20 protein-coding genes are annotated in these 18275 nt (G+C 35.9%); 13 read left to right on the forward strand and 7 right to left on the reverse strand.

All coding sequences use genetic code 11. The features are described from left to right. The first annotated feature begins 1 nt into the window (after nt 1). From lpxD to LQV35_RS03725, 4 genes are all read left to right on the forward strand, one after another. Nucleotides 2-952 (forward strand): UDP-3-O-(3-hydroxymyristoyl)glucosamine N-acyltransferase, encoded by a 951-nt coding sequence (lpxD, locus tag LQV35_RS03710; RefSeq protein WP_230056516.1) that lies wholly within the window; start codon nt 2-4, stop codon nt 950-952. A 40-nt stretch (nt 953-992) separates the two neighbouring features. Further along, nucleotides 993-1661: a thiol:disulfide interchange protein DsbA/DsbL gene (locus LQV35_RS03715; RefSeq protein ID WP_230056517.1), complete on the forward strand. Its 669-nt coding sequence runs from the start codon at nt 993-995 to the stop codon at nt 1659-1661. Nucleotides 1662-1759: 98 nt separating this feature from the next. Next, nucleotides 1760-2326 (forward strand): YceI family protein, encoded by a 567-nt coding sequence (locus LQV35_RS03720; RefSeq protein WP_230056518.1) that lies wholly within the window; start codon nt 1760-1762, stop codon nt 2324-2326. Between the two features lie 89 nt (nt 2327-2415). Further along, the gene (locus LQV35_RS03725) at nt 2416-3819 is read left to right on the forward strand and encodes a DNA recombination protein RmuC (protein WP_230056519.1); all 1404 of its coding nucleotides are present in this window, start codon (nt 2416-2418) and stop codon (nt 3817-3819) included. 53 nt (nt 3820-3872) lie between these two features. Here LQV35_RS03725 and LQV35_RS09090 read toward each other — a convergent pair whose 3' ends face one another. The 7 genes from LQV35_RS09090 to rarD (LQV35_RS03755) all read right to left on the reverse strand — a co-directional run bounded on the left by LQV35_RS09090 (nt 3873) and on the right by rarD (LQV35_RS03755) (nt 9205). Continuing rightward, nucleotides 3873-4007 carry a hypothetical protein gene (locus LQV35_RS09090; RefSeq protein ID WP_268250082.1) on the reverse strand — a complete coding sequence of 45 codons (135 nt, stop codon included), beginning with the start codon at nt 4005-4007 and terminating at the stop codon, nt 3873-3875. Between the two features lie 10 nt (nt 4008-4017). Continuing rightward, nucleotides 4018-5139 carry a cytochrome d ubiquinol oxidase subunit II gene (gene cydB / locus LQV35_RS03730; protein ID WP_230056743.1) on the reverse strand — a complete coding sequence of 374 codons (1122 nt, stop codon included), beginning with the start codon at nt 5137-5139 and terminating at the stop codon, nt 4018-4020. Further along, entirely contained in the window at nt 5132-6661 is a 1530-nt protein-coding gene (locus LQV35_RS03735; RefSeq protein ID WP_230056520.1) for a cytochrome ubiquinol oxidase subunit I, read from the reverse strand. Before LQV35_RS03735 ends, cydB begins: the two co-directional genes overlap by 8 nt. A 121-nt stretch (nt 6662-6782) precedes the next feature. Beyond that, nucleotides 6783-6986 carry a DUF4492 domain-containing protein gene (locus LQV35_RS03740; RefSeq protein ID WP_230056521.1) on the reverse strand — a complete coding sequence of 68 codons (204 nt, stop codon included), beginning with the start codon at nt 6984-6986 and terminating at the stop codon, nt 6783-6785. A 12-nt stretch (nt 6987-6998) separates the two neighbouring features. Beyond that, complete coding sequence (locus LQV35_RS03745) at nt 6999-7445, reverse strand: hypothetical protein (protein ID WP_230056522.1); 447 nt, start codon at nt 7443-7445, stop codon at nt 6999-7001. Further along, a complete protein-coding gene (rarD, locus tag LQV35_RS03750; protein WP_230056523.1) occupies nt 7438-8325 on the reverse strand; it encodes an EamA family transporter RarD in 888 nt (295 codons plus the stop codon). The genes LQV35_RS03745 and rarD (LQV35_RS03750) overlap by 8 nt, the downstream gene beginning before the upstream one ends. Beyond that, entirely contained in the window at nt 8312-9205 is an 894-nt protein-coding gene (rarD, locus tag LQV35_RS03755; protein ID WP_230056524.1) for an EamA family transporter RarD, read from the reverse strand. Before rarD (LQV35_RS03755) ends, rarD (LQV35_RS03750) begins: the two co-directional genes overlap by 14 nt. A 126-nt stretch (nt 9206-9331) precedes the next feature. Here rarD (LQV35_RS03755) and LQV35_RS03760 point away from each other — a divergent pair, with 126 nt between their 5' ends. The 9 genes from LQV35_RS03760 to mnmH are packed head-to-tail and all read left to right on the forward strand — an operon-like array spanning nt 9332 to nt 18250. Beyond that, nucleotides 9332-10684 carry a class II 3-deoxy-7-phosphoheptulonate synthase gene (locus LQV35_RS03760; RefSeq protein ID WP_230056525.1) on the forward strand — a complete coding sequence of 451 codons (1353 nt, stop codon included), beginning with the start codon at nt 9332-9334 and terminating at the stop codon, nt 10682-10684. Between the two features lie 3 nt (nt 10685-10687). Next, nucleotides 10688-11647 (forward strand): NAD(P)-binding domain-containing protein, encoded by a 960-nt coding sequence (locus LQV35_RS03765; RefSeq protein ID WP_230056526.1) that lies wholly within the window; start codon nt 10688-10690, stop codon nt 11645-11647. A gap of 1 nt (nt 11648) precedes the next feature. Then, nucleotides 11649-13691 (forward strand): hypothetical protein, encoded by a 2043-nt coding sequence (locus tag LQV35_RS03770; RefSeq protein ID WP_230056527.1) that lies wholly within the window; start codon nt 11649-11651, stop codon nt 13689-13691. Beyond that, the gene (locus LQV35_RS03775; protein ID WP_230056528.1) at nt 13688-14392 is read left to right on the forward strand and encodes a tRNA1(Val) (adenine(37)-N6)-methyltransferase; all 705 of its coding nucleotides are present in this window, start codon (nt 13688-13690) and stop codon (nt 14390-14392) included. Before LQV35_RS03770 ends, LQV35_RS03775 begins: the two co-directional genes overlap by 4 nt. Further along, entirely contained in the window at nt 14379-14750 is a 372-nt protein-coding gene (locus tag LQV35_RS03780; RefSeq protein ID WP_230056529.1) for a YkgJ family cysteine cluster protein, read from the forward strand. The genes LQV35_RS03775 and LQV35_RS03780 overlap by 14 nt, the downstream gene beginning before the upstream one ends. Continuing rightward, nucleotides 14726-15967 carry a tetratricopeptide repeat protein gene (locus LQV35_RS03785; RefSeq protein WP_230056530.1) on the forward strand — a complete coding sequence of 414 codons (1242 nt, stop codon included), beginning with the start codon at nt 14726-14728 and terminating at the stop codon, nt 15965-15967. Before LQV35_RS03780 ends, LQV35_RS03785 begins: the two co-directional genes overlap by 25 nt. Continuing rightward, a complete protein-coding gene (trpC, locus tag LQV35_RS03790; protein WP_230056531.1) occupies nt 15967-16755 on the forward strand; it encodes an indole-3-glycerol phosphate synthase TrpC in 789 nt (262 codons plus the stop codon). The genes LQV35_RS03785 and trpC overlap by 1 nt, the downstream gene beginning before the upstream one ends. Continuing rightward, nucleotides 16755-17234, forward strand: a complete 480-nt coding sequence (locus LQV35_RS03795) for an HIT family protein (RefSeq protein ID WP_230056532.1) — start codon at nt 16755-16757, stop codon at nt 17232-17234. The genes trpC and LQV35_RS03795 overlap by 1 nt, the downstream gene beginning before the upstream one ends. Further along, nucleotides 17228-18250: a tRNA 2-selenouridine(34) synthase MnmH gene (gene mnmH, locus LQV35_RS03800; RefSeq protein WP_230056533.1), complete on the forward strand. Its 1023-nt coding sequence runs from the start codon at nt 17228-17230 to the stop codon at nt 18248-18250. The genes LQV35_RS03795 and mnmH overlap by 7 nt, the downstream gene beginning before the upstream one ends. Nucleotides 18251-18275 lie beyond the last annotated feature (25 nt).

Consider the following 18275-nt stretch of genomic DNA (forward strand, 5'->3'; position numbering starts at 1 on the left):
TATGAAAATAAGTGAAATAGCACAAAAAACAGGGGCAAATTTTATAGGTGAGGATATCGAAATTTTCGCATTAAATTCACTTCAAAATGCAAACAAAGCACAGCTTAGCTACTGTGATAGTGAAAAAAATGCTAAATTTATACCAACCTCAAACGCAGGCGCGATCCTAGTTACAAAAGATATGGTGTCGCTCGTGCCAGATGGGGTTACCGCGGTAGTATGTCAAAATCCACATCTTGCTTTTGCCATACTTAGCAAAGACTACGCAAAACCACTATTTACCGAGCCAAAACCAGCAAGCATAGCACAAAGCGCAAAGATAATGCCAAATGTATATGTCGGTTCAAACGCAAGCATAGGCGAAAACACCATCGTAATGGCGGGAGCCTTTATCGGAGATAATGTCGTTATCGGCAAAAACTGTATCATTCATCCAAATGTAGTCATCTACAACGACTGTGTTATAGGCGATGAGTGTCATCTACTAGCAAACTGCGTCATCGGATCAGACGGCTTTGGTTACGCCCACACGGCTACTGGCGAGCATATAAAAATTTATCATAACGGAAATGTTGTTTTAGAGGATTTTGTCGAAATTGGCGCATGCACAACGATAGATCGTGGTGTTTTTGAAAGCACGGTAATATCAAAATTTACAAAGATAGACAACCTAGTTCAAGTAGGGCACAACTGCGAAATGGGTCAAGGATGCCTTATAGTATCGCAGACAGGACTGGCAGGTTCAACAAAGCTCGGACGAAATGTCGTAATGGGCGGTCAAAGTGGCACAGGAGGACATCTAAGCATTGGCGATTTTGCTCAAGTTGCTGCTCGTGGAGGCGTTAGTAAGAGCCTTGAGGGTGGGAAAAAATACGCAGGTCACCCAGCAGTAGAGCTTGGTGAGCATTTTAAAACTCAGGCAAAACTTATAAGACTAGCCAAAAAATCATAAAATTTTATAGGACTAAAGTAAAAAAATTTAAAGGAAAAACATGAAAAATATCATCAAAAAAACGACAAAAATTCTAACCGCTACAACTCTTTTTGCAGCTCTAAATCTAGGAGCTTATACCGAGGGAGTTGATTATATAAAACTTGAAAAACCACTAAATGTTGCGCAAGATTCGGTAGTTAAAATTTTTAGTTACGCTTGCCAGTATTGCTATAAATTTGATAAAAGCGTCACGCCAAAGGTTGCAGCTCAGCTTGAAGAGGGTAAATTTTTTCCATTTCATCTAAGTAGCAAAGGCTCATTTGGCGAAACTGCAAGCTATGTTTTCATCGTCACACTCTTAAAAGACGAAGAGGCTGGAGTGGATATTTTTAGCGATAAGTCAAAATTTAAAAAGGCAAAAATGGCTATTTATAAAGCTACTCACGACAAGGGCGAGAGATTTCAAACAAGTGATGGCAAAAGCGACAAAGCAGCATTTTTAAAATTTGCGCTTGATGCGGCTGGCATGAGCCTTGAAGAGTATGAAAATGCGCTTAAAAATCCACTCGTAAAAGAGCGTTTTGAGCTTTGGCAAGAAAGCTATGAAGTAGCAAAATTACAAGGTGTACCGACATTTGTAGTGGGTGGTAAATACGCCATAGACTCAGCTAAGATCAAGTCTATTAGCGACCTAAACAAACTTATTAAAGAGCTTCAAAGTAAATAAATTTCAAGCACCTATTTTGGTGCTTGAAATTTATAATACATTTGCGTTTCATTTTTATTTTACAGATATAATTTTTAAAATCTTAAAAAAGGAAAAAAATGAAAAAACTTACGCAAATTTCACTTTCTTTAATACTGGCAGCCACTTTGGCAAATGCCGCCCCTTATACTATCGACAAAGTTCATACTGATGTTTCATTTAAGGTTACTCATCTTAGCATATCAAAAGTTCGCGGAAATTTTGGCTCATTTGATGCTACTATCGACTTTGATAAAGCAAGCAACGAAGTAAAGGCATTTGATGCCACAATAGATGCAAAGTCTATAAATACCCAAAACGCAAAACGTGATGATCATCTAAGAAGTGCTGACTTTTTTGAGGCTGATAAATTTGAAAAACTTAGCTTTAAAATGACAAAATATGTCAAAGAAAGCGATAATGAAGGCAAAATTCACGGCGATCTTATGATAAGAGGCATTACAAAACCAGTTGTTTTTGACTTTGAGCTGGGCGGTTTTCACAAAACAGATAAGGGCGAAAAGATAGGCTTTAGCCTAGAGACAGATATAAATAGAAAAGACTTTGGCGTTGGCAAAGATAGCTCAAACTTAACTATATCTGACAAGGTTAGCATACAAATCGAAGCTGAAGCAGACTCAAAATAAACTTTGGCAGCCATGTGCTGCCAACCACTTCTTGACTTTAACAACTCAAATTCGCTAAAATTTCTATCATTTTAACACAAAGAAATACTATGAACGAACTTTATATTTTTTACATTATAACGATAGTTTTATGTCTGCTTTGCATAGTTTTTATAGTTATCATACTCAATAAATCAAAGCATATATCAAGCCTTATAAAAAGTTTAAATGAATTTGAAAACTTAAGTATCGAACAAAAAGTAAAACTTGAAAATAACATCGAAAAACTTAATGAAAATAGGGCGCAAAATGAAATTTTAAACCAGAAAATCGAGCGACAAAATATCGAAAATGCAGCTCTTGAAACAGAAATTTCTGAGTTAAAAACTAAAATTTCTGAATTAAAAACGACAATAAATGAGCGAACAAAAAGTCAAGAAGAGCAAGAAAGGGCATTTGAGCTAACGAAAAAAAGCCTTGGAGCAGAGTTTGAAAACTTGGCAAATAAAATTTTTAAAGAGCGCAGCGAAAGTTTTAGTAAAGAGAACAAGCAGTCTATTGAAATGATGTTAAATCCGCTAAAAGATCAAATTTTAAATTTTCAAAAACGAAGCAATGAGATACATGATAAAAGCCAAGAGAGCAATCTAAATTTACAAAACGAACTAAAAAGGGTTCTTGAAGTTGGTTTGAGCATGTCAAAAGAGGCGACAAACCTTACAAATGCCCTAAAAGGAAACAATAAAGTTACCGGAAACTGGGGTGAGGCTCAACTTGAAGCAAGCTTGCAGGCGGCGGGCTTAGTAAAAGACGAACACTATTTTTCACAGCAAAGCTTTAAGGGCGAGAGCGGGGAGCGCTTGATACCAGATATTGTTGTTAAAATGCCAGATAATAAACATATCATCATAGATAGCAAAGTCTCGCTTCTTGCTTACGAAACAGCCGTAAGCGCAAACGATGATAGTGTTTTAATGGCAAGCTTAGCTGAGCATGCAAAATCACTAAAAACACACATTGATGAGCTTAGCAAGAAAGATTATAGCTCTATAAATGCGATTAAAAGTCCAGATTTTGTCATGATGTTTATACCGATAGAACCTGCCTATATCGAGGCTTTAAAGTACGATAGATCGCTTTTTGGCTATGGATATGAAAGAAAAGTTGTGCTAGTTTCACACACAACACTAATGCCAATCCTTAGAACCGTAGCAAATCTTTGGCGAATAGAACAAGGAAATACCGAAGCCCTTGCGATAGCTCAAAGTGCTGGCGAAATTTATAATAAAATTTGCGCTGTAGCAGAAAATTTAAACAAACTTGGCACTACACTAAATACTGCAACAAAACAATACAATCAAACAGTAATATCTTTAGCTGGAAAGCAAGGGCTTTATGGCAAAGTAGGGCGATTTAAACAGCTTTCGCAAAAGGCAACACAAAATATGCCAGAAGTTTTAGAGCTAGAACTTGATATAGAAAATGCAAGGCTTGAAAATTTAAAGCAAGAATAAATAAATTTTACAAAAATACAAAAAAGTGGCTAGCAAAAACTAGCCACGAGACTCTACTCTTTTTTCTCTTCTAAGTCAAAATATCTCTCAGGATATTTTTCAGTTTGATTTATGTTTAAAAATACAAATTTATAACCCAAGTAAAGAGCAAGAACCCATAAAAATAAAAACACTAATGCCGAAACCATCTCTTACTCCTTAATATGCGTGATGATCGTTTTTGATCTCATCTTGTGTGATTTTCTTACTATCTATGGCGCGCCAAACAACAAATATATATCCTAAAACAACAGGAACAAGAAAGCTAACATACATCATAACATTTAATGTATAGTGGCTAGAGCTTGCTGTTTTTATAGTTAAGGAGCTTTGCAAGTCAGCATAAGATGGATAAAATGCCGTACAGTTTAAGCCTGTGATTAAAAACAGTGAAGTTACAACAAGGACAACACCTACACCAAAAGGTATAATACCATAAATGCTACTACTAAATGCACCTTTAAAAACTCCAAAAAGCACAAGAAAAACACCAACCAAAACAGCTATGATGATAACTGGCATTTGGATAAAATTTAAAGCATATTTGTAAGCTACCATACTTACAACACCACTATCTTGATCATACGAAAAACCATCTTTTGTAAGTATCCAAACTAAAAAACCTAAGAAAAATGGCAAAAATGCAATGGTATTTTTCAAAACAGCTTTTCTTGCATTTGCTCTAAGCTCTGTATCTTCGATATTGTTTATAAGATATAGTGCTCCACCAATGCGAGCAAGAAAAAACATAGCTATGCCTAGCAGATAAAGAACTGGGTTAAATAAAGCTTCAAGACCACGCAAAGCACTCTTCCATTCGACAAAATTTTGCTCATTTAACACAAAGTTGCTTCCAGAAAAAAATGTACTTACAGCCATTCCTATAAGAACAACTCCAACAGAGCCGTTTATAAATAGAAAAATTTCATATGTTTTTTGTCCTAAAAAATTATCTGGCTTCTTTCTGTATTCATAGCTTACAGCTTGCAATATAAAACAAAAAAGTATCGCCATCCAAACCCAGTATGCACCACCAAAGCTTGTTGCATAAAAGAGTGGGAAAGCCGCAAAACAAGCCCCACCAAACATAACAAGAGTTGTAAATGTAAGCTCCCACTTTCTGCCTATTGAGTTTATGATCATATCTCTTTGAATTTCACTCTTTCCAAGCGAAAACATAAGTGTTTGTCCGCCTTGAACAAACATCATGAAAACCAAAAGCCCTCCAAGCAAACTAACTATAAACCACCAATAAACTTGTAAAATTTCCAAACTAAGCATGTTCTTCAAATCCTATCTTTATCTGTTTTAGCATAATCTTAACCTCAGCAATCAAAAGTGTCGTAAACAGTACAGCAAACAGCGTAAATGAAATTTTGACATTTGTATCTGCTAGATTTGTTGCTCCTACTCCAACCGTCATTAAGTCTTGTATCGCCCATGGCTGGCGCCCAACTTCAGCAACTATCCATCCAGCTTCTGCAGCTATATAACCTAAAGGTATAGTGAAAACACAAAGCCAAAGTAGCTTTCTAAAATTCTCGATATTGTTTGCCATACATAGATAAATAACAATAAAAAATAGAGCTATAAAATAGCTACCAAGTGCTACCATAACATGAAAGCTATAAAAAGTGAGCGCCACTGGAGGTATAGCATCTTCTGGTTTTTCAAGATAGCCATACCCTAAAAATTTCATATTTTGCTCTAGTATCTCTCCATATTGTGCAACTTTTTCACTATCGCCAGCCTTTTTAGCCTCTTTATACTGCTTGAGTGCGTCAACAGCAAGCTTTCCTTTTTCCATCTTGCTTGCTACACTCTCAATGCCATGCTTTTCATTTCCATAAACAAGATCATCTATGCCCGCTATAAAGCCATTTATATCTCTCTTTCCAAGAAGCGAAAGCAAGTAAGGAAGCTCTATATCAACCAAAAAAGGATCTTTTCCATCGCCTGGAACCTTTGTTGGATCAAGGATACCCATTGCTACAAGACCCTGTCTTGTGTCGCCCTCATAAAGTCCCTCCATCGCAGCAAGCTTCATAGGTTGAGTCCTAGTTACTTGATATGCACTCTCATCACCACTAAATAGTAAAAATACAGAAGTTATAAGACCAAAACTAGCTGCGACTATGATTGACTTTTTAGCCATTATAAAGTGTCTGCCTTTTAGTATAAACCAGGCTGAAATTCCTATAACAAATAGTGCAGAGATAACATAACCACTTGTAACAGTATGAAGAAATTTGATTATACCTACTGGACTTAGAGCAACCTCAAAAAAGTTTTGCATCTCCATACGAGCAGTATCTGGGTTAAATTTCATGCCTATTGGATATTGCATCCAGCCGTTTGCTATAAGTATCCAAAGCGCTGAAAGATTTGAGCCTATGGCAACAAGCCAAGTTGAGATAAGGTGAAATTTCTTGCTAACTTTATCCCAGCCAAAAAACATAATAGCAAAAAATGTACTCTCCAAAAAGAAAGCAAGAAGACCCTCTATGGCTAGCGGCGCACCAAATATATCACCCACAAACCAGCTATAATTTGCCCAGTTTGTTCCAAACTCAAACTCCATGATGATACCAGTTGCAACACCGATAGCAAAGTTGATACCAAATAGCTTTAACCAAAATTTTGTAATATCTCGCCACTGTTGGTTGCCAGTTTTGACATATATACTTTCCATTATAGCTATGATAAAACTTAGTCCCAGCGTAAGCGGAACAAACAAAAAGTGATAGAGTGCGGTTAATGCAAACTGCGCTCTAGACCAATCTACTGAACCTAATTCAGCCATAACTTTCCTTTAAAAAATATTGTTGAATGCTGTATTATAGTATACTTTAAATTGTATTTAGATAAAAAATTAAAATTTTATAACTTTTTACACTTAACTTTTTATATTTATATCATAAAAGTTACTTTTTTGTCATATTTTCTATCACAAACTCACTCTTTTGTTCATTTGTTTCAAATTTTGTGTTTAAAGTTTCATTAAAGAAAAATACCTTTAAAACACCAAACATTATAAGTAACTTTATAGCTATTATAAGCCAAAGTCGTTTTCCAACTTTCATATTTTTAAAACCGTCAACATAAAGATTTATGACATTTTTAATCATTTTTTCTCTCTTTTATAAATTTTCAAAGCTTTGTTTTAAATCATTTCGCATATTTTCTATAGCATTTTGTGCATCTTTTACTCCAAAATTTATCGCTTCTTCGATTTGTACAAGTAGTGAAAAAAGCTCATTTTCCCACTTTTCTTTGCTTGCATTGTTATTCATAGTTTGTACAAAGATTAGCTTTTTACTTATCTGGCTAAGTTTTTCTAAAAATCCATCTTTTTTGCCATCTATCAACTCATCATCTAAAAGCCCTCTAAGCTCTCTTATCTTTTGATCTATCTTGTCGCAAAAAGCTTTGTATTTTTCGCTATCATCTTGCTCGATGAAATTTCCATAACTTTGCCCATTTAAAGCCTCATTAGCATCTATATTTTGTGTTGTTTTTTGTATCTGCATATAAAGAGCAAAGCCAACAGCCAAAACAACAAGCAACATCAAAGTAGTACTATCCATTTTTTCTCCTAGTTTTTAGTATCACATCAAAGCTAACAACGCCTATTGCCACCCATATAAGTGCAAATGAAACAGCCCTGCCAGTACTCATATCCTCATTAAAAACAAAGACTGCCACCAAGGCGGCAAGAGCAGGGCTAAGATACTGCATAAAGCCAAGCGAAGTTAGACTTATCCTTGTTGCTGCGGCGTTAAAAGCAACTAACGGAAATATAGTCAAAATTCCTGAAAATACCATTAAAAAGCCATTGAAATTTACTCCAAAATGGCTCTCTTTGCTCATAAAAATATATACAAAATAGATCAAAGAAAAGGGTAAAACAAGCAATGTTTCTATAAAAAGTCCGTGCATAGCTTGCACTCTTATTTGCTTTCTAACAAGAGCATAAAGTGCAAATGAAAGCGGTAAAAATATCGCAATAACAGGCAAAGAGCCAAGCAGATAAATCTGAAAAGCTACAGCACAAAAAACTATACTTATGCCAAATTTACAAGCCGTATTTAGTCGCTCTTTAAGCACGATCGCACCAAGTAGCATATTCATTAAAGGGTTTATAAAATAGCCCAGACTAGCCTCTAAAATTTGTCCACTACCAACAGCATAAACATATATCCACCAGTTAAAACTAACTAAAATTCCACTTAAAAAAAGAGCGTTGCGTGTGCGTTTTTGCTTTAAAAGGCATAAAACTTGAGCAAAACCTCCACTAAATCCAAGATATATAGCCATAAAAAATACAGACCATATTATACGATGTATAAGCACCTCATAAGAGCCTACACCGTCATAAAGACTAAAATATATCGGAAACAAAACGCCCCAGCCAAGAAAGGCTAAAAATGCATATAAAAAACCTTTTGTTTGTTCATCTTTTGGCATTTTTTACTCTTTTTTGCCTTAATCCGTCTACCGTAACTATCATAATGGCTATCCAAATGAGAATAAAGGATAAAATTTTAGCCACTCCAAGCTCTTCGCCAAAATACACTCCAAAGCCAATAGACATTGTAGGGATGATGTATTGCATAAAGCCCACGGATGTTAAATTTATGCGTGCGGTTCCTATATTAAAAAGCACCAAAGGAACAACCGTTATAACACCAGAAAATATCATCAAAACCCCGGTTGCATTTATCCCAAAATGATTTTGCCCATTTGCTTGTAAATAAAAAAGATAAGCAAGAGATAGCGGTAAAAGAAGTAGGGCTTCTATGAAAATTCCAGCCACCGCAGCTATCTTTGCCCTTTTTCTAATAAGTCCATAAAACCCAAATGTAAAGCCTAGTATCAGCGCAATATAAGGAAACTCGCCAAGTGCGTAAACTTGTATAAAAACCGCTATAAAGACAATAGATATAGCAACCTTTAACGCTCTACTAAGCGGCTCTTTAAGTACCAAAGCACCAAGCCCCATGCTAATAAGTGGCATCAAAAACTGCCCAAGACTTGCCTGTAAAATTTGATCATGGCTTACGGCTACAACATATATCCACCAGTTGGCACTTATCATCAAGCCACTTAAAAAAAGAGTATTGCGAGATCTTTTATCTTTTAAAATTTCTAAAATTTGACCCAACTCTTTACGAAAGGTAATAAAAAATCCCAAGAAAACAACCGACCATATAATGCGATGAATGAGAATTTCATAGGAGCCAACATCTTTATCGTAAAGCTTAAAAAACAGCGGAAACATACCCCACATAAAAAACGAGAGCGCTGTTAGCAAATACCCTTGTGTGCGCTCATCATTAAAATTCACGCCAGCTCCTTTTACCAAATTTTACCCAAAACCATACTTTTTAAAGTGGCAATTATAGTTGAAGTTGTTTAAATTTAGCTTTTTAATGTTATAATCTTTGCTTTAAATTTATATATAAGGAATTTTATGGAGTGGAGTAGGCAGAGTTGGCGAAAGTTAAATATACTTCAGCAGCCAAAATACTTAGATCAAAATGAATTACAAGAAGTCGAAAAAAGACTTCAAAGCTTCCCACCACTAGTCTTTGCTGGCGAAGCTAGAAATTTAAAGTCTGAGCTTGCTAGTGTATGTGAGGGAAAGGCATTTTTGCTTCAAGGTGGCGATTGTGCTGAAAGTTTTATGAATTTTAATGCAAATAACATCCGAGATATGTTTAAAGTTATCCTTCAAATGGCTATAGTTCTTACATACGCAGGTAGTTGTCCGATAGTTAAAGTCGGTCGTATGGCTGGACAGTTTGCAAAACCAAGAAGCTCAGATGAAGAGGTCTTAAATGGAGTTAGTCTGCCAAGTTATCGTGGCGATATTATAAACGGCTTTGAATTTGACGAGCTTGCGCGTGTACCAGATCCAAAGCGAATGGAACTAGCCTATCATCAAGCAGCAGCCACCATGAACCTACTTAGAGCGTTCTCTCAGGGTGGTTTGGCTGACTTACATCAAGTCCATAAGTGGAATTTAGGCTTTGTAAGGCGTGCGGAAATCAACGAAAAATTTGCCACTTTGGCTGAAAATTTAACACAAACACTAGACTTCATGCAAGCATGTGGACTAAACTCAAAAAACACACCAACCCTTAGCCAAACAACATTTTATACATCACACGAAGCATTATTGCTACCTTATGAAGAGGCGCTTACAAGGCAAGATAGCCTAAGCGGTGAGTGGTATGACTGCTCAGCTCATATGTTGTGGATAGGAGAGAGAACTCGTGGCATAGATGACGCTCATGTACACTTTTTAAGTGGCGTGAAAAATCCACTTGGCGTAAAGATAGGACCAAACGGAACTAGCGATGACATAAAAAAACTAAGCCAAAAGCTAAATCCACAAAACGAAGCTGGAAGACTTAATGTCATTATAAGAATGGGTGCAGACAAGATAGGCGAAAAGTTGCCTAAAATTTTAAGAGAGTGCAAGGCTGAAGGACTAAAGATACTATTTAGCATAGATCCTATGCACGGAAATACTACAAAAAGCTCGACAAATTACAAAACTCGCGAATTTGACAAGATAACAAGTGAAGTTCGTAGCTTTTTTGAAATTTGTGCCTCTGAAGGCGTACATGCTGGCGGCGTACATCTTGAGATGACGGGACAAGATGTTACCGAATGCACAGGCGGATCGTTTAATGTTACCGACGAAACACTTAAAAATAGATATGAAACGCAGTGCGATCCACGACTAAATGCCGATCAGGCTATTGAGCTTGCGTTTTTGATAGCAGAATTTCTTAAAAAACTCAAACAAAAGGGGTAGAAGATGTCAAATGTTTATGACTTAGTCGTCGTAGGCGGTGGACCTTGCGGTATAGCCTGCGTCGTTGAAGCAAAAGGCGCTGGATTTGAGCGTGTTGTGCTACTTGAAAAGGGTGACAACCACATGCAAACCATTAGAAAATTTTATAAAGATAATAAGCGTGTAGATAAAGAGTATAAAGGTCAAGAAAGCACTATACATGGTATCGTAGCCTTTGAAGATGGCACGAAAGAAAGTACGCTTGATTTTTTCGATAAACTTCTTGATGACGGAAAGATAGATGTATTTTTTAACTCAGAAGTTGAGATGATAAAGAAAAATTCAGATGAAATTTTTGTAGTTACAACAGCCAAAGGTGACTTGCTATCTAAAAATGTAGTCATTGCTATAGGTAAAATGGGAAGACCAAATAAGCCAGACTATAAAATCCCGCCATCTCTAAACGAAGTGGTAAATTTTAACCTAAACAACTGCTCTAGCAAAGAGAAAATTTTAGTCGTTGGTGGCGGAAACTCAGCAGTAGAGTACGCGATTGAGCTATGTGCATACAACAAAACAACCATCGCATACCGAAAAGATAACTTTTCCCGCGCAAATGAAACCAACAAAGAAGCACTGTGGGCACTTGAAAAAAAGGACAAGATAAAAGTTCGACTAAATCACGACATAACCCAGATAGAAAATGAGTCCGGCAAGGTTAGAGTGCATTTTGATAATGGTAAAATTCGCGTATATGATAGGGTGGTTTATGCCATAGGTGGCTCAAGTCCGGTTGATTTTTTACAAAAATGTGGCATCAAAACCGATGAAAAAGGCAACCCAGAGGTAGATCAAAATTTTGAAAGTAACATAAAAGGACTTTATATAGGTGGTGACTTGGTGCTTAAAAATGGTGGCTCTATCGTCGTTGCACTAAATCATGCACATAGTGTCATAAAAGATATATTATCAAAACGAGGCTAATTTGAATATCTATAAGATCGTCTTTGTCCTTATTTTATGTCTTGTTGTATTTTTTACGCTACCATTTTTAAATAAAAACCTTGGTCAGTCTCAGCAAAATGAGCAGATTACACAAAAAGAGTACAAAATTTACCCGCTAAAATTCTCAGATCTGCCTCAAGCTGAAAAAGAAAGATATATAAACAAAGACGATCTTTACGAGTATGGTGGCTACATAACTCCGAAAAGTTATAGTGAAAATTTTGCCGTAAGCGAAGATAATGGCACTAGCATTTTAGAGCTTTTAAGTCAAAACAAAGCTCTAGTAGCTGACAACATAGATCTTGGTGAAAAAAATTTAGCACTCATAGAAAAACTAGAGGCTATAAAATCAGAGCTTGAAAATCAAAAAAGTATGCTAAATGCTAAAAATGAAGAGCTTTTAAACAGGCAAGAAAGTCAGCATTATGAAAATATTCAGCGACTCACAAAAGAGCTAAATGAAGTTCAAAAAGAGGGCATTAATAGTATCTCAAACTATGAAAAACGCATAGCTATCCTAGAAAATGAGATGGTAAAATTTCGTCTTGATGTTGATAGAAATCAAAGCAATGAACGCGAAGCTTTTACTGAGTTTATAAGACAAAGTGATGAAAATCAAACTACTTTAAAAAGGCAAAATTTTGAACTAAACAACGATATACAAGCCAAAAAATTAGAACTTAGCACGATAAATACTGAGCTAAACACTCTAAAAACGCAGCTACAAAACCAACAAACAGAGCTTGAGACTATGCAAATCAATGCAAACAAAAATATAAAAGACATACAAGATGGTTTTGCAATGCAAAAAACAACACTAGAAGATGAACTTTCAAGAAAATCAAATAAGATAATAGACCTTGAAAACGAGATAGGTGTGCTAAAAAAAGAGCTAAATGCAAGCATAAATTTAGCAAATATAACAAAAACAATGTTTGAAAATGCCGAAAAAAAAAGCAAGGAGCTAGACTCAACGCTAGTTGGGCTTTTAAGTGAAAATTTAGACTTTAATAAGACAAAAAAAGAGCTAGAACTAACAAGCCAAAACTTAATGAGCGAACAAAACAAAACAAGATCTTTAGATAAGATTGTATCTGAGCTAAGCAGTGAAAACAAAGAGCTAAATAGCACGATCGAGATAAAAAATGATACTATTGCAGAGCTTATGAAAAGCGTAAATGACTTAAAAAATATAGTTGATATAAAAAATACAAATATTAGAAATTTAGAAGGCAATGCCACCATTGCAAAAGATGAGCTTATAGGCACAAAAAGTGAGCTTGAAAAACTTGAAAAGTCAATAAAAGTTGATGCTAGAAACTATGAAATTTTAAATTTACAAATAACTGCACTCAAAAAAGAGTTATCAAATTTTAAAAAAGATGAGAACATAAAAACAAACGAAAGCATTAAAGAGCTTGAAGAACAACTACGAAAAAACCAAGCCTTGTTAAAGGAAAACAACAAAACCATCGAGTCACTCACATCACAAATTTCAAAAACTAGCAAAGATACGATGAGCAGTGCCGAGTATTATAAACGCATAGAAGAGCTAACTCAAGACATCGAAGCAAGCCTAAATAACCAAGATCGTCTTGAAGATGAAAATGCAAATTTACGAGCGATATTACAAACACAAACAAAGCCAGAAGTACCTAAAAAGCTTGTTTTTGTAGAAAAATTTGAATGCTTAGATATGGACATGCAAAATACTCCAAGCCAAATGTGTAAAAACCGCTTAAGCGAGTTCTTACAACGCTATAACTCAAACTACATCTATGAGATTATCCCCATTGTCGATGAAAAGTCTTTTGCAATGCCTTATGACGCTAAAAAAATGCTAAAAAAAGATGAGCTTAACACGCTTAATAAATATGTAAACTACGGTGTTGGCAAAGAGCGTGCTATGGTTGCGGCTGGTCTTATAAGGGATGAATTTGGCGACTTTGCGCGCATAAGCATAAGTAGCGAAATAGTACTTCGCTCAAGCTCTCGTGGCTTTATCATAAAGGCTTATAGATGAGACTAGCACAGCTTAAAAATGGCTATCGCTACAACTCAGATACGCTTGTTTTGTATGACTTTATCTCATCTTTTCAAGGCCTTAAACATAAAGTGCTTGATGTTGGCTGCGGATGTGGGATACTAGGGCTTTTGTTAAAGAGAGATTTTCCTAAAATTTATCTTTTTGGCATTGATTTGCAAGATATAAACACTAAAATTTCAATACACAATGCAAGATTAAATACTCTTGAAGCAAATTTTCAAACGATTGACTTTAGAAAATTTAAAAGTGATGAGCGTTTTGAAAATATCGTGCTAAATCCACCATTTTATAGTGAGGGGGCCTTAGAAAGCACAAGCGAACATCTAAACTTAAGCCGATATGCAAAACATCTAAAACTTGATGAGTTTTTAAGCGTAGCAAATAGCCATTTAACGCCCAATGGTACACTTTATTTTTGCTATGAAAGTAGGGCGATAGATGAGATTTTTATCAAATTTCACACATTAAAACTAAAGCCAACTGCGCTAAAATTTGTCCATTCTACAAATAACGAGCCATCAAAACTGGTTTTAGTTAAAGCACAAAAAAACTCGCACTCAAAATGCACGGTTTTGCCACCACTTTTTATGCAAGAAAATGGCAAGCATTCAAAAAAAGCAGAGGAAATTTTTAAGCGAGCCAACACATTAAGTGAGGACTATGATGTTAAGGGCTGAGGGCTTTGCTTGGGAATTTGATCCGAGTTTTTGTCAAAGCTGTGGTGGAAAGTGCTGCACTGGAGATAGCGGACTAATATGGATTGATGATAGCGAGATAGCAGCTCTTGCAAAATATTTAAAATTTGAGACAGAACAGTTTAAAGATCAGTTTTTATTTATATACAAAGGAAAATTTAGTATAAAAGAAAAACCCTATAAAGGCGGTCATGCTTGTATATTTTTTGACGAAAAAGAGCAAAATTGTGGAATTTATGAGTACAGACCAAAGCAGTGTAGAAGCTTTCCTTTTTGGGAGCATTTTAAGACAAATTTAGAGGAGTTAAAGCAAGAATGTATTGGCGTAAAATTTTTATAACACTTATTTTTGGACTTTTTTTACCACTTCAATCGCTCTCAAATGAGCAAAATTTAGAGATTCTCAAGGCGCTTATGCTAGCTGATGAGGGTAAAAATAGTGAGGCGATGAAAATTTATGAAAAACTTTTTAACACAACAAAAGATGGCGCATATATAAAAGAGGCTATCAGGCTTGCTATTAGCTCTCAAGATACCAAAAAACTAGACGAGCTTTTAAAAAAGGGCAAAAATCAGCTTAAAAATGACACTGAATTTAACCGAATGCTCATCATGCAACACACCTCAAAAGGCGAGTTTGAACCAGCAAAAAAAATAGCACTTGAGCTTATAAAAAAGGAAAAAACTGACGCTAGAAATTTTATCATACTTGGCGGAATTTACATCTTTACAGATAATGAAAAAGAGGCTATAAAAAGTTTTGAAAAAGCCTATGAGCTTGATGGTAGCGAAGAGAGCGTAATGAGACTAGCGAGCGTTTTACTTTCAAAAACAAAAGATGACAAAACAGCACAAAAATATCTTGAAAATTTTAAAACTCGCAATGGATGCACGATAAATGTTTGCGAAACGCTAACTGAAATTTATGCAAATAACAAAAAATTTGACCTAGTTGCAAGCACAAGCAAGGAGCTTTTTAATTTAAGCGAAGATGAAAATCACTTCAAAAGAGCCCTTGGGGCCTACATAATAGCAGGAGATACGAAGGGTTTTGAAGAGCTTATAAAATCAAATCCCATAGATGACGAGCTAGCTTCAAAAGGATATGCTGAGCTAAAAGAATTTAAAAAAGCTTATGACCTTGCAAAAAGCTCATTTGAACGCACAAAAGATCCGCAAATGCAAGCTTTGATGGCTATTTATGAGTATGAAAACTCTAGAGAAAAGCCAGATAAAAAAACATTAAAAAATATCATAGAAAACTTTGAAGCTAGCGTGAGCTCACTAAACGATGCGCTTTACTTTAACTACTATGGCTACTTGCTAATAGATCATGACATTGATATAAAAAAGGGCATTGAGCTAGTTAAAAAAGCACTTGAGCTTGAGCCAGACTCGGTGTATTATATAGACTCTTTGGCGTGGGGATATTATAAGCTTGGAAAATGCAAAGCAGCCAAAGATGAGATGGCTAAGGCTTTAAAAGATGAGGAATTTGCTAAAGACGATGAGGCCATAAAGCACAAAAAAGCCATAGATGAATGCAAGGAAAAATAGTGATACTTGATAAAATTTTAAACCAAACCAAACTTGACTTACAAAAAAGAAAGCTTTCCTATCCGCAAGCGTGGCTAGAAAAGGCATTTAGCGCCAACCCTTACAAACCAAGAGATGTAGTATCTGTATTAAAAAGCACCACGGACGAGCCATTTCGCATAATAGCAGAGATTAAAAAAGCAAGTCCTAGCAAGGGAGTTATAAGGGAAAATTTTGATCCGCTTGCCATAGCAAAAGAGTATGAAAGTGCATGCGCAAATGCCATGAGTATACTTACTGAGCCTTACTTTTTTCAAGGAAATTTGGAATATCTTACACAAATTCGACGCTACAGTGCAACGCCTTTGCTTAGGAAAGATTTTATCATAGATAAGTATCAAATCCTAGAAGCACTCATTTACGGGGCAGACTTTGTTCTGCTTATCGCAAAAGCACTAGAAAAGTCAGATCTAAAACAACTAAACGACTACGCCACATCACTTGGGCTTTGCACTCTTGTTGAAACTCACGATGAAGATGATATACAAAAAGCGCTTTATGCAAATGCTAAGATTATCGGTATAAATCACAGAAATTTAAAAACATTTGATATGGATATGAGCCTTTGCGAAAGACTAGTACCGCTTATTGGAAATGATAAAATAATCGTCGCAGAGAGCGGGATATATGAACACTCACAACTTGTTTGGCTAAATAAACTTGGAGTTGATGCCTTTTTGATAGGCGAACATTTTATGCGACAAAATAGCATTTTAGATGCGCTTAGAAAAATAAAAGGAGAGGTATAATGGATCACTTGTGCGCTCCGTGGCGGGCTGAATATTTTTCACAAAAGCGTGATGGATGCGTGTTTTGTGAGATTATAAAAGAGGATACAAAAGATGACGAGCTTGGTGTTATATTTCGTGCAAAACACTGTTTTAGTGTGATGAACCGCTACCCTTACTCACCAGGTCACTTCATGGTCATACCTTACACTCACACTGATAAAATAGAAGAACTAGACGAAGCCACTTGGCTAGAAATGAGTGAGTTTGTAAGAAAGGGTGTGGGAATTTTAAAACAAGAGCTACATGCTACTGGTGTAAATATAGGCATGAATCTTGGTGCGTCAGCTGGCGCCGGTATCGCCGAACATGTGCATTACCACCTTGTGCCGCGCTGGGAAAGAGATACAAATTTTATCACTACCATTGCTGATGTAAGGGTAAACGGCGTTCCTTTTGCTCCACTTTTTGAAAAGCTAAAAAGGGCATTTGAGTGCTAATAGAGCTTGAAATTTCAGACTGGCTTAAGGCTAGAAATGAATTTGACCTGCTTATTGACGCTCGCTCGCCAAATGAATTTTTGTATTCAAATATAGCTTCGGCTAAAAATTTTTATGCCTTAAATGATGCTCAGCACAAAGAAACTGGCACACTCTATAAAGAAAATCGAGCCAGTGCAAAGGTTCTTGGTGCTACATATATCTCACAAAATATCGCCACTCATCTACCGCAAATAGCCCAAATTTCACGGGTTGGGGCAATGGTTGGGATTTACTGTGCTCGTGGAGGTATGCGTTCAGCCTCTATCGCTCATGTTTTAGATATGATAGGATATAGAGTGGTGCGTCTAGTTGGCGGCTATAAAGCTTATAGAGAGCATGTTTTACGCGAGCTTAACATGCCTTGTGATATAAATTTTATAACACTTTTTGGCAACACTGGAAGCTATAAAACAAAGCTTATTGAGCGTCTAGAACCATCAATAAATTTAGAAAAAATGGCAAATCACCTAGGCTCAGTATTTGGCGCAATAGGTGGCGCACAACCAAGTCAAAAGGCATTTGAAGATGAGCTTTTTGAAAAAATTTTATCATTAAAAGAGCAGGGCATAAAAACTTGTTTTATAGAAGGCGAGAGTCGTCGCATAGGCGCACTTACTCTTCCAGCAAGTATTTATGAGGCGATGAGAAATGGCATAAATGTCCAAATAATAGCCAGCATGTCAAAACGCGTAGAATGCACAATGAAAGATTACGCAAAGATAGACAACTCATTTTTTTATGAGTGCATGCGAAAGATTACTCCATTTATCTCATCACAGGTAAAATCAGACGCCATAAACGCATACGAAGATGGCGATACGGCAAAAGTATGTGAGATTTTACTTGAAAAATACTATGATAAAGTCTATAAAAAACAACAACGCATAGACCACACCATCTGCTCAGACGATCTTGAAACAGCCGTCAATGAGCTTATGAAAATTTATCACAAACAAAATATGCAAAATACATAAAATTTTACATATTTTTCCTTTTTTA

The sequence above is a fragment of the Campylobacter suis genome (assembly GCF_905120475.1).
Classification (GTDB): Bacteria; Campylobacterota; Campylobacteria; order Campylobacterales; family Campylobacteraceae; genus Campylobacter_A; species Campylobacter_A suis.